This window comes from Brevibacillus borstelensis (assembly GCF_037834415.1).
Lineage (GTDB): Bacteria > Bacillota > Bacilli > Brevibacillales > Brevibacillaceae > Brevibacillus > Brevibacillus borstelensis_A.
This window is the reverse complement of sequence record NZ_JAUMSJ010000032.1, coordinates 24341-36457: the sequence shown is the minus strand read 5'-3', so window position 1 is coordinate 36457 and position 12117 is coordinate 24341. Positions and strand designations below refer to the sequence as shown.

The 12117-nt window shown below is 56.3% G+C and carries 13 protein-coding genes; 4 read left to right on the top strand and 9 right to left on the bottom strand.

Going from position 1 to position 12117, the window contains the following annotated elements; all coding sequences use genetic code 11:
- Positions 1-47: 47 nt before the first annotated feature.
- From Q3F21_RS20615 to Q3F21_RS20605, 3 genes are all read left to right on the top strand, one after another.
- On the top strand, positions 48-593 hold the full coding sequence (locus tag Q3F21_RS20615) for a YgaP family membrane protein (protein WP_340257296.1): 546 nt from the start codon (positions 48-50) through the stop codon (positions 591-593).
- 15 nt (positions 594-608) lie between these two features.
- Positions 609-746 (top strand): EYxxD motif small membrane protein, encoded by a 138-nt coding sequence (locus tag Q3F21_RS20610; RefSeq protein WP_340257293.1) that lies wholly within the window; start codon positions 609-611, stop codon positions 744-746.
- Positions 747-849: 103 nt separating this feature from the next.
- A complete protein-coding gene (locus Q3F21_RS20605) occupies positions 850-1281 on the top strand; it encodes a hypothetical protein (RefSeq protein ID WP_340257291.1) in 432 nt (143 codons plus the stop codon).
- 234 nt (positions 1282-1515) lie between these two features.
- Here the strand turns inward: Q3F21_RS20605 and purD are convergent, their stop codons facing one another.
- From purD to Q3F21_RS20585, 4 genes are all read right to left on the bottom strand, one after another.
- Entirely contained in the window at positions 1516-2784 is a 1269-nt protein-coding gene (gene purD / locus Q3F21_RS20600) for a phosphoribosylamine--glycine ligase (RefSeq protein ID WP_340257289.1), read from the bottom strand.
- A 27-nt stretch (positions 2785-2811) separates the two neighbouring features.
- Positions 2812-4362, bottom strand: coding sequence for a bifunctional phosphoribosylaminoimidazolecarboxamide formyltransferase/IMP cyclohydrolase (gene purH / locus Q3F21_RS20595; RefSeq protein WP_340257287.1), 1551 nt, complete (start codon positions 4360-4362; stop codon positions 2812-2814).
- Positions 4363-4554: 192 nt separating this feature from the next.
- On the bottom strand, positions 4555-4926 hold the full coding sequence (locus Q3F21_RS20590) for a hypothetical protein (RefSeq protein WP_340257285.1): 372 nt from the start codon (positions 4924-4926) through the stop codon (positions 4555-4557).
- Between the two features lie 126 nt (positions 4927-5052).
- Positions 5053-5520 carry an SRPBCC family protein gene (locus tag Q3F21_RS20585; RefSeq protein WP_340257283.1) on the bottom strand — a complete coding sequence of 156 codons (468 nt, stop codon included), beginning with the start codon at positions 5518-5520 and terminating at the stop codon, positions 5053-5055.
- A gap of 246 nt (positions 5521-5766) precedes the next feature.
- Here Q3F21_RS20585 and Q3F21_RS27510 point away from each other — a divergent pair, with 246 nt between their 5' ends.
- Positions 5767-6150 (top strand): sigma factor, encoded by a 384-nt coding sequence (locus Q3F21_RS27510; protein WP_425341289.1) that lies wholly within the window; start codon positions 5767-5769, stop codon positions 6148-6150.
- On the opposite strand, the gene purN is transcribed toward Q3F21_RS27510, so the two are convergent.
- From purN to purQ, 5 genes are all read right to left on the bottom strand, one after another.
- Positions 6083-6697, bottom strand: coding sequence for a phosphoribosylglycinamide formyltransferase (gene purN / locus Q3F21_RS20580; protein ID WP_425341288.1), 615 nt, complete (start codon positions 6695-6697; stop codon positions 6083-6085). The genes Q3F21_RS27510 and purN overlap by 68 nt on opposite strands.
- Positions 6691-7731, bottom strand: a complete 1041-nt coding sequence (gene purM, locus Q3F21_RS20575) for a phosphoribosylformylglycinamidine cyclo-ligase (RefSeq protein ID WP_340257279.1) — start codon at positions 7729-7731, stop codon at positions 6691-6693. Before purM ends, purN begins: the two co-directional genes overlap by 7 nt.
- Positions 7732-7797: 66 nt before the next feature.
- Positions 7798-9216, bottom strand: a complete 1419-nt coding sequence (gene purF, locus Q3F21_RS20570) for an amidophosphoribosyltransferase (RefSeq protein ID WP_340257277.1) — start codon at positions 9214-9216, stop codon at positions 7798-7800.
- Entirely contained in the window at positions 9201-11444 is a 2244-nt protein-coding gene (gene purL, locus Q3F21_RS20565; protein WP_340257275.1) for a phosphoribosylformylglycinamidine synthase subunit PurL, read from the bottom strand. The genes purF and purL overlap by 16 nt, the downstream gene beginning before the upstream one ends.
- Entirely contained in the window at positions 11425-12117 is a 693-nt protein-coding gene (gene purQ / locus Q3F21_RS20560; protein ID WP_340257273.1) for a phosphoribosylformylglycinamidine synthase subunit PurQ, read from the bottom strand. The genes purL and purQ overlap by 20 nt, the downstream gene beginning before the upstream one ends.

The following is a 12117-nucleotide window of genomic DNA, read 5'->3' as shown; positions in this document are numbered from 1 at the left end:
CCCGCACACACTAACCCGTAGATACAAGATGGACAGGAGGAATCCACATGCGAAGGAACGTCGGAACCGTAGATGCCATGATTCGCATTACAGCCGGACTTGTGGGACTTGCCTATGGGGTCGGCAAGATGAGCCGCCGCCCGCACCGCACCCCCTGGCTGCTCATGACCATGTCTGCCATGAAGGTAGCGGAGGGCGCCACCCGCTTTTGCCCGATGCTGTATGCGATGGATACCGATACAGTAACCAAAAAGGGAATGAACAAGGTCATCGGAAAAATGACCGAAGCCGGCGTCCGTGCTGCCATGAGGCAAATGACCGGGGCAAAGGGAGCCAGTCAGGAGACCAAAGACACGAAGGAGAACATGACGTCAGAAATATCTGCGGCGATAACTGCCGGAATGTCGCCCGAGAAAGTGACTGCCTCCACGTCCAGAGAGCTGTCCAAAGAGGATCAACAGCTGGAAGCGGTCCTGCGGGATTACGTCTCTTATTCGTCGGACGACCAGGACACGGAAGACCAACACGATCTGGAGAAAAAACCTTCGGAACGGTACAGTCGGGACGAGCATCTGTACCCTACTTATTCATAGGAGGAGGACTGTCTCATGACGATTCTCGGCCCTCCCTTGTACGAGTGGTTTTCCCACAATGTCTTTGTCATCGCCCTCATCATAGCCTGCGTGGTCGTGATGGGATACTTTTTTTACAATACGCGCAAAAACAAAGGGAGATACCGCCAATGACGGCGTGTCTCCTTTTTCATTTCCGTTTGCAAATAAATTTGTTGTGCCGGGTGAGCCGTCTCGTCACCAGCCGACCACTGCCCGCATACTCGGGCGGAAGGGATTGATTGAGAAAAAAGTGAGTCCGGCCGATCGGCGCGCTTTTTTCACTACGCTGCTGACGGCAGCCTTATTTTACGGTCTGGGCTACGGAATTACTCAGCCGTCGATTCAGGCGTGGATGATCAAGCAGGTCGCTTCGGCTTTTAGCTATGCGGTGATGTGCCGCTTGTCTTCCGGGTGCATGGTGCTGTTTCTGGGTGTTTATTTGCTGTCTCAGTTCTTAGGAAGACGCGCAAAGGCAAAAGTTGCTCGGGAGGAGATCGGGGTAAAAGCGTTGGTTGGATCGGGCTCTCGTGCAGGAGATGAAAATGGAGAAAACGCTCCAGGTTCGGTGGGACACTTGCTGGGGGCCGCTCTGTCCGGCTGCATTCCAAAAGGGGAACCGCGGCCAAAAGCAGCCTCTTCCAAGGAGTTTCTCAGAGTTGGCCGCTGAAAGCGCGTTCCCCTTTTTCCATTCCGCCTGGGTATCTGTCCCAAAGACCTTTTCGTTTTCTCCATTTTCATCTCTACAGCTTTTGAGTTCTGCCGGGCTATCACAAGACAAAACAAAACAAGCCTCCAATCCGCTTCTACAGGATTGGAGGCTTGTTTGCTTTTGCAGCAGCATTTTATTTTGCGAACAGGTCAAGCCCATTCCAACAGACTCGTTCTCGCTTCTCGTATGAGCTTACCGTTTGCCCAGCGCCTTTGCGGCGATGTCGGTTCGGTAGTGGGCGCCTTCGAAGGAGATTGAACGCACCGCCTCGTATGCAGCCGCTCTTGCTTCCTGCAGGTCTTTGCCGATGCTGGTCACGCCGAGTACGCGGCCGCCGCTCGTAACCGTGCCCTCTGGCGTTTGCTTCGTCCCGGCATGGAAGACGGCAACACCAGCTTGTTGGCGCTCCAATCCGTTAATGAGTGAGTCTTTTGGATAATCGCCGGGGTAGCCGGGGGCCGCCATGACGACACAGACCGCGCTCTCCTGCTTCCACTCCACATCGAGGGAAGCCAGTTCGCCGTTGACCGTCGCCGTACAAATGTCCACCAGATCGGTCTTGAGGAGCGGCAGGATGACCTGCGTTTCAGGATCGCCGAATCGGGCGTTGAATTCCACGACCTTCGGCCCCTCTGAAGTGATCATCAAGCCGGTGTACAGTACGCCGCGAAACGGGATGCCGTCCCGTACCATTCCTGTTGCCATCGGCTGGACAATTTTTGCCACGATCTCGTCCACAAGCTCCGCAGACATGTGCGGAACCGGCGCATAGGTGCCCATTCCTCCGGTATTGGGACCTTGATCGTTGTCAAACACCCGCTTGTGGTCCTGGGAGGTGATCATCGGCTTTACCGTCTCTCCATCGACAAAGGAGAGAAGGGACAGCTCTTCTCCGCGCATGCACTCTTCGATCACCACCCGGGCTCCTGCCTGGCCGAATGCGTTCTCTTCCATAATGCTGTACAACGCCCGCTCCGCCTCTTCCAGCGTTTCAGCGACCACGACCCCTTTTCCTGCGGCGAGTCCGTCTGCTTTTACGACGATTGGCGCTCCTTGGTCGCGCACATAGGCGAGCGCGGATTCGTAATCGATAAAGGATTCATACCTCGCTGTCGGTATGTTGTATCGCTTCATCAAGTACTTGGCAAACGATTTGCTTCCCTCGATTTTCGCAGCTTGGGCGGTCGGTCCGTAGATCGGCAGGCTGCGCTCCTGGAAAAAGTCGACAATGCCGCCCAGAAGCGGGTCCTCCGGGCCTACTACCGTCAAATCGATACCTTCGTCCTTGGCAAACTGAGCCAGTGCAGCAAAATCTTGAACGGGAATCGGCACGTTCTTCGCCAGCAGAGCCGTTCCTCCATTGCCGGGGGCACAGTAAATCTTGTTCACTTTGGGGCTTTGCGCCAGCTTCCAGACAATAGCGTGTTCGCGGCCGCCGCTGCCGATTACCAGTACGTTCATCGTATTCCCTCCTGTGTACTCTCTCTATTAATGCTTAAAGTGTCGCACACCAGTAAAGACCATGGCAATCCCAAAACGGTTGCAGGCGTCGATGGAATCCTGGTCGCGCACGGAGCCGCCCGGTTGAATAATCGCGGTAATACCCGCTTTTGCCGCGGCTTCGACGGTATCGGGCATCGGGAAAAAGGCATCCGAGGCCAGTACGGAACCGCGCGCTTTTTCACCTGCTTGCTCGATCGCGATCTTGGCGGACCCGACGCGATTCATCTGGCCGGCTCCTACGCCGATGGTCATGTTGTCCGCCGCCAGAACGATCGCGTTGGATTTGACGTGCTTGACCACCTTCCAGGCGAATTTCAGCTGCCCAAGCTCTTCCGCTGTAGGCTCTCGGTCAGTGGCTACGCGAATATCCTCATCGGCCAGCTGCTTGAGATCGTAATCCTGAACCAGCGCTCCTCCGGCCACCGGTGCCACACGCAGGACAGCCGCGGCATCCTTTTGGCCGGACGCCAGACCCGGGAGCCGCAAGAGACGCAGGTTTTTCTTTTCAGTCAGGATATCCAGCGCCTCCTTTGTAAAATCGGGGGCGAGGATGATTTCCAGAAAGGTTTCCTTCATCAAAAGGGCCGTCTCCTTGTCGATCGGACGGTTGGCCGCGACGATCCCGCCAAAGATCGAAACCGGGTCGGCTTCAAAAGCCTTTTGATACGCCTCGCGGACATCGCCGCCGATGCCGACGCCGCACGGATTGGAGTGCTTGATCGCGACGACCGCGGGCTCGGCAAATTCACGGACAATCGCGAGGGCCGCATCGGCATCGTTAATATTATTGTAGGAAAGCTCTTTTCCATGTAACTGCTCGGCTTTGGATACGCCAGCCAGGCCAGTGAGCGACTCCTGATAGAAAGCGGCCCGCTGATGCGGATTTTCCCCGTATCGCAAATTCTGCACCTTTTCATACGTGACCGTCAGGCGCTCTGGAAATGCCTCTCCCACCTGTTCGTTCAGGTAGCCTGCGATCAAGGCGTCGTAAGCGGCTGTATGACGGAATACCTTTGCGGCCAAATAGCGGCGCGTTTCCAGCGCCGTATCGCCAGCTGACTCGATTTCTTCAGCTACTTTCCCATAGTCGGCAGAGTCGACAACCACTGTGACGAATTGATGGTTTTTGGCGGCAGAGCGAAGCATCGTCGGACCGCCGATATCAATATTTTCAATCGCCTCGGCGTACGTAACGCCGGGTTTCGCGATGGTTTCCTTGAATGGATACAAGTTGACCACGACCAGATCGATCGTGTCGATGTTCAGTTCTTTCAGCTGCCGCATATGCGACTCGTTGTCGCGTACAGCCAAGAGACCTCCATGAATATTCGGGTGCAGCGTCTTGACGCGTCCGTCCATGATTTCTGGAAAACCGGTCACATCGGAAATGCCAATGACAGGAATGCCCGCTTCCTTGAGAAGAGAAGCCGTCCCGCCGGTAGAAATGATCTCGACCCCAGCAGCAGCCAAGCGGCGCGCAAAAGGAACCAACCCAGTTTTGTCCGAAACGCTAATCAGTGCTTTTTTCACACTCACGAATAGAACCTCCCGACTTTTTTTCAAAAAGGGATTCAAAAAACACGAACATTACTAATATATTAAAACATAATTGTACGTTTTTATCAAGTTTCGTTCGGACAAAACAAAAACGCAGCCTCCAGTGCCGCGGCACACTCGACTGCGCATTTTTTCCGTTCCCTTCTCGCCTTCGATGCAGCATGTGCACCGTCAGGTCCGCTTCTTTTTGCGGCTTTGCATCTTTTTGATCCGCTCCGCCAAAGAAACGTTTTTCACCTTTCCACTGGCCTTGGGGGACGATTTTTTTCGCTCTCGTTTTTCCTTCTTCTGCGTGATCGTCAATTCCTCGATCTGATCTGGAGAAAACGATTTGCCGTCCTGAACCTGCTGCCTGACCTTCTCTTTGGTTTCGTCCGACAAATCAAGGCCCATACCCGACAGCTCGCTCAAAACTGACTCAATATTTCCGCTCCCGTTTTTAGGAAGTTTTTCCGCCAGCTTCATGATGTCGGTCAGCGTCCACTCCCGGCCCGTTTTTTTGCTCAGCTTGCCCAACAGATCGGCTACGAAGTCCCCGTTCATCTGGCCCCTCCTTATTTCCACCTTCCCTTTACTCTATGTCAGGGCAGGCAAAAAGTTTTTCCAGACAAGCGTTCTTACGCCCGTTTTTTTGAGGGGACAGCCGAGACCGGGCAGCTATGGCTTTTTTTATTCACAGCACTTTGCGACCGGCTGGGCGTCCGCGTACTTCGCAAGCCCGGCCAGCGCCATGTTCCACGCCTGTTCAAACCAGCCGCGCGCGGCGTCCCATTCTTCTGTGCAGCCCCATCCGTTGTGGACAAGCTGAATGTTCGTCCCTTCCCCCTCCGGAATAAAAGATACGACGACATGGGTAAGCGGACGAGCTTCGTTCATCAGCGAGGCAAACTGTTTTGTCCCTTTCCATTCAAAGACAAGCAGCCTGTTCTCCTCGAGAGCCAGTACCTTGCAGCCGATGGTGCTGTCGTTTTCGCGATCGTCCGGTGCCCAGAACAGCTCGTATTTGCCTCCCACTGCAGGCTCCACCTCGGCGGCGTTGGTCAGCCAACTGGCCAAATGCTCGCTCCTGGTGAAGAATTGAAAAGCTTGCTCAGGACTGCAGGACAGCCGTACGCTCTTATGTATGAGCTTATCCATGTGTTTCCTCCCCTTCCATGTACTTCGCTCCATTATACCGGAAAAACTGAACATTCCGCTTCTTCTCGTTTGCTCTTCTGAGCGAGATCGCGAACAGTTTATTCCCATACAGTTTGAGTGTTTTGCCAAAATCGCGGCGTAGTTATTGATAAACATAAGAAACGAGCGTTGAAAGGGGACCGGCGTGGATAGAAATGAACATCAGCGAAGAGAACCTGGCAAATGAACTGAAGAACCGTTAATCCGATGGCTTTGGAATACGCGATGAGCGTGTACGGAAAGAACGTCTACGCCCTTGTGCACCGGATCATCGGCGGCATCGGCAGCCGGGAAGACATTGAAGAGTGCGTAAGCGACGTTTTTATCGCCGCTTGGAAAAAAATTGCGGAGTTCGATGAAGGCAGGGGAACCGCGCTTCCTGTTGAAGGGTTCGTGGCAAATGGTGATAGAATAGTGCCCGGGCCTTCAGCTTGCCCCTTCCACAACGCAAAAAAGGGTGCCCATCGTCATCAACTGACTGGTGAGACACCCTTTTACTTTGATTCGTACAGCACGGTACAACCTACTTCGTTTCCTGACGGACATGACGCCCTTCCACTTTTACCCGGCCTGCAAGCAGTCTGTCGATGACCTCGACGAGCAGTCCATGCTCCACCTGATGAATCCGAGCGCTCAAGCTCTCGGCCGCGTCACCCTCCAGCACTTCTACGGGTGTCTGCGCGATGATCGGACCGGTATCCAGTCCGGCATCGACCATATGCACCGTTACCCCCGTTATCTTTACCCCGTAGGAAAGTGCCTGGCCGACGGCATCCTTGCCCGGAAACGCAGGGAGCAGCGACGGATGAAGGTTGATCATGCGCCCCTCGTATGCCTGAAGCAGCGTATCTCCGACCAGCCTCATATATCCGGCCAGTACGACCAGCTCGACTTCTCTCTTCTGCAGTTCGGCGACGATTTCCCGCTCGAAAGCGGCCTTGTCCGGGTATGCTTTCGGATCGAACACAAACGCATCCACACCAAGCCGCGCCGCCCGTTCCAAAACGCCGGCGCCTGGCTTGTCGCATACGAGCAGGGCAACCTCGGCTCCCGTCAGTCGGCCGCTTTTTGCCGCTTGTGCGACCGCTTCAAAATTGGAGCCGCTGCCTGAGGCAAAGACGGCTATTCGTTTCACCACGCCACCCCGTTGTATACGACCTTTCGTTCTCCGGCAGCAACATGGCCGATCCGGTACGGCTGCTCGCCCGACTGCTTCAGCGTTTCCATCGCCAGCTCGGCATCCTCCGGCTTGACGGCCGCGATCATGCCGATGCCCATGTTGAACGTGCGGTACATGTCGCTCCAGGAAATATCGCCGGATTCCTGCACCAGGGAAAAGATCGGCAGCACCGGCCACGTTCCGACGTCGATGACCGCCTGCGTCCCCTCCGGCAATACGCGCGGAATGTTTTCCGTAAAGCCGCCTCCGGTAATGTGGGCCATCGCTTTTACCTCGACCGCATCCAGCAGGGACAAGATCTGTTTTACGTAGATGCGCGTAGGGGTCAAAAGCTCCTCTCCCAATGTTTTGCCGAGGACGTCCATATGCTCGCCCAAAGAAAGGCCGCGGTCAGCCAGCAAAACCTTGCGGACAAGCGAAAAGCCGTTGCTGTGGACACCGCTTGAGGCCAGCCCGATCAGCACGTCGCCCGACTGCACCGAAGCGCCGGTAATCAGCTTGTCTTCGTCTGCCACGCCTACCGTAAACCCGGCGATGTCGTACTCGCCTTCGGCATACATGCCGGGCATTTCCGCCGTTTCGCCGCCGATCAGGGAGCAGCCCGCCTGCGCGCAGCCGTCCGCGATCCCCTTGACGATGGCTTCGATTTTCTCCGGAACGACCTTGTCGCATGCCAGATAGTCGAGGAAAAAGAGCGGTTCCGCTCCTTGCACCACAACATCGTTGACGCACATGGCAACCGCGTCGATCCCGATTGTGTCGTGTTTGTCCATGGCAAAAGCCAGCTTCAGCTTGGTGCCCACTCCATCCGTCCCCGAGACGAGCACCGGCTTTTTGTATTTGGTGGTATCGAGGCGAAACAGAGCGCCGAACCCGCCCAGATCAGTGAGCACCTCCGGCCGGAATGTCCGTTTGACGTGCTTTTTCATGCGCTCGACCGCCTGATTGCCCGCCTCTATATCTACTCCCGCTTGCTTGTATGCATCACTCATGGTTTCTCCTCCATCGGTAGAGGTTGGTTGTATGCTTCACTTTAGAAAACGTATGCGGACTGCTTGTTAGCACTTATCTGCAGGCAGCGCCGCTTCGTATTCCACTTCTGTCGGATACTGTCCGTTGAAACAGGCCAAGCAGTGGCCGCGGTTGGGCGAGCCATCCTCGCGGCCGATCGCGTCGATCATGCCTTCGATTGTCAAAAAGCTGAGCGAATCAGCGCCAATAAATTTGCGGATTTCTTCCACCGATTTGGAGGAAGCGATCAGCTCGTCGCGCGTCGAGGTGTCGATGCCGTAAAAGCAGGAGTTCATGACAGGCGGCGAGCTGATACGGACGTGGACTTCCTTTGCCCCCGCATCGCGAAGCATTTGCACGATCCGGCTGCTCGTCGTCCCGCGGACAATCGAATCGTCGATCATGACCACTCGCTTGCCCTCGACCACCTTGCGAACGGCAGACAGCTTCATGTACACACCGCGCTCGCGCAGTTCCTGCGTCGGCTGGATAAAGGTGCGTCCCACATAGCGGTTTTTGATCAAGCCCAGCTCGTAAGGAATTCCCGTCGCCTCCGCGAAACCGATCGCGGCGGAAATGCTCGAATCGGGAACGCCGGTCACGACATCGGCTTCCACAGGCGCTTCGAGGGCAAGCTGTTTCCCCAAACGCTTTCGGGCCATGTGGACATTGATGCTGTCGATGTCACTGTCCGGACGAGCAAAGTAAATATATTCAAACGTGCAGATGGAGCGTTTCGTGTTTTCGGCAAACGTAGACTCGTGAACACCGTCCTCGTCGACCACGATTAATTCACCCGGCTGAACGTCCCGCCAGTACTGGGCGCCGATGATGTCAAACGCGCATGTCTCCGATGCCACGCAAACCGCTTCGCCGAGACGCCCCAGAGAAAGCGGGCGCAGACCGTTTGGATCCAGCGCGATGATCAGCTGCGTTTCGTTCATGACGAGGAGTGCGTAGGCTCCTTTGATATGCTGCAGTGCCTCGCGGACGGCCTCTGTCAAATCGCTGCTTTTGGAGCGGGCGATCAAGTGCGCGATCACCTCGGTGTCGCTGGTCGTCTGAAAGATCGAGCCCTTTGCCTCCAGCTCCTTTCTGAGAACCGAAGCGTTGACCAGGTTGCCGTTGTGCGCCACAGCCATGCTGCCGTGGGCATAGCGGAAAAAGAGCGGCTGCGCGTTTTCGATCTTGCTCGAACCCGCAGTAGTGTAGCGTGTGTGACCGATGGCGATGTTGCCCCGAAAGGTTTGCAGATCCACACCGGCAAACGCCTCCGTCACCAGCCCCATCCCGCGGTGTTTGTACCAGCGCTCGCCGTCGGAGGCGCAGATGCCTGCGCTCTCCTGACCGCGATGCTGCAGGGCGTGCAGCCCCAGATACGTCAGCGGTGACGCTTCCTTGTGGTTGTAGATGCCAAAAACGCCGCATTCTTCGTTCAGTTTGTCCCAGATTACCCGATCAAACATGGAATCGCATCCTTCCATGCGGCCCTCAAAGCTGTCAGCGGTGCGTGTACAGCTTCGACCCCGTTGATGTTCACCACCAGTTGCTCTCCGCCCGTCTGTCCGATTGCCTGTGCAGGCACACCCAGCTCGCCGGCCAAGGCCAGCACCTGATCGGCCTTCTCCTTGGCGACACTGATCAGGATGCGGGACTGCGATTCGCTGAACAGCAGCACGTCTGCTCTCAGCTCAGAGGTCAAGGAAACAGTCGCGCCGATGTTTTCTCCAAAGCACGCTTCCGCAAGCGCTACGCCGAGACCGCCTTCCGACAAGTCGTGAGCCGATTTGACCAGCCCTTTGCGGATGGCGTCCAGCACCAGCTTCTGCACAGCGGCCTCTTTCTTCAAATCCAGCTGAGGCGGACGGCCGGAAATAGCGCCGGTCGCATATTTCTGATACTCGCTTCCGCCCAGCTCGGCAAGCGTTTCGCCGAGCAGGATGACGACATCTCCCTCAGCTTTGAAATGCTGCGTGGTGATATGATCCACATCCGTGATCAGACCGACCATCCCGATAGTCGGGGTCGGGTAGATCGCATCCCCGCTCCGCTCATTATAGAAAGAGACGTTTCCTCCGATGACAGGCGCATTCAGCGCCAGGCATGCTTCGCTCATGCCGTCAACCGCTTTTTCAAACTGCCAGAACACTTCCGGCTTTTCCGGACTGCCGAAGTTCAGGCAGTCTGTGACCGCCAGCGGCTCGGCGCCCGCGCAGACAACGTTGCGCGCTGATTCGGCTACGGCGATGGCACCGCCCACCTGCGGGTCGAGATACACGTAGCGTCCGTTGCAATCCGTGCTCATCGCAAGTGCCTTGCGCGTGCCGCGAACCATCACGACAGCGGCGTCCGAGCCTGGCTTGACGGCTGTGCCTGCGCGGACAATATGATCGTATTGTTCGTAAACCCATGCTTTGTTGGCTACCGTCGGCTGGGCCAGCAAAGCTTTGAGCGTTTCATTCAAATCGCTTGGTTCGCTGATCGCCGCCACTGGATCCACCTTGGCATTCGCCTCGTAGTAAGCGGGAACCTTAGAAGGACGATGGTACACAGGAGCGTCATCCGCCAGCGTTTTCACCGGCACCTCCGCGACCACCTCGCCGTGATGAACCAGCCTCAGCAAGCCGTCATCCGTCACTTTTCCCACGACAGCGGAAGCCAGCCCCCATTTGTCAAAGAGAGCGATTGCTTCTGCTTCTTTGCCTTTTTCCACGACGACGAGCATGCGCTCCTGCGATTCGGACAGCATCATTTCATACGCGGACATGCCTGCTTCCCGCTGCGGCACCAGGTCGAGATTCATCTCGATTCCATTGCCCGCCTTGGAAGCCATTTCCGCGCTGGAGCAGGTCAGCCCTGCCGCCCCCATGTCCTGAATCCCTACGACAAGTCCGGTGTCGATCAATTCCAGGCATGCCTCGAGCAGCAGCTTTTCCATGAACGGATCGCCCACCTGCACAGCGGGGCGCTTTTTCTCCGATTCTTCATTCAATTCCTCAGAAGCGAAGGTAGCCCCGTGAATTCCGTCACGGCCCGTGCTCGCTCCCACATAAATGACCGGGTTGCCTATGCCGCTGGCCACCCCTTTTTGAATCTTGTCGTGGTCGATCAGACCGACGCACATCGCGTTGACGAGCGGGTTCCCCTCATACGTAGGGTCGAAGTTGACTTCGCCGCCGACAGTCGGAATCCCGATGCAGTTTCCGTAACCAGCGATACCGGCGACTACATTTTCAAACAGGTATTTGACGCGCGGGGTTGTCAGTTCCCCGAAGCGCAGCGAGTTGAGCAAAGCGACCGGGCGTGCTCCCATGGAGAACACGTCGCGGATGATGCCGCCTACTCCTGTTGCCGCTCCCTGGTACGGTTCGATAGCAGATGGGTGGTTGTGGCTTTCGATCTTGAAAACGACAGCCTGATTGTCGCCGATGTCGACGATGCCGGCGCCTTCTCCCGGTCCTTGCAGGACGCGAGGGCCGGTTGTCGGGAAGCGGCGCAGAACCGGGCGGGAGTTTTTATACGAGCAGTGCTCCGACCACATCACGCTGTAGAGCCCTGTTTCCGTCCAGTTGGGCTGGCGTCCGAGAATGTTGACGACGCTCTGGTATTCTTCGTCCGTGAGACCGATTTCGCGATAGAGCTTCTGCTCGGCAATTTGCTGCGCAGTCGGTTCTTTATGAGTGAGCTTGGACACTGTTTCGTTCCCTCCATGTCTGTAGAATCGAGGTAAACATGCGCCGTCCGTCGGCAGAACTCATCCATTCATGAACAGCTCGTTCCGGATGGGGCATCATGCCCAGCACGTTGCCTTTTTCGTTGCAGATGCCGGCGATATCCTCAAGTGAGCCATTCGGGTTTTCCCCGTTATAGCGGAACACGATCTGATTGTTTGCCTTCAGTTTTTCCAGTGTTTCTTCATCACAGTAGTAGTTGCCCTCGCCGTGTGCAATCGGAATCTGGATGACCTCGCCCGCCGCGTAATCGCGGGTAAAGGCGGTGTCATTGTTCTCGACGCGGAGCGCGGACAGCTTGCAGCGGAATTTGAGCGAACGGTTTCTCAGCAATGCCCCCGGCAGCAGACCTGCTTCGGTGAGAATCTGGAAGCCGTTGCAGATGCCCATGACCAGCTTGCCTTGTTCGGCTGCCTTGATGACCTGCTCCATCACTGGGGAAAAACGGGCGACGGCGCCGCAGCGCAGGTAATCCCCGTAGGAAAAGCCCCCTGGCAGCAAAATGACATCGTAGCGGGACAAGTCGTTTTCCGCGTGCCATACGTAGTCGACCGGCACTCCCATCACGTCTTCCACTGCATTGTACAAGTCCACGTCAGCATTGGAACCGGGAAATACGATAACGGCTACACGCAT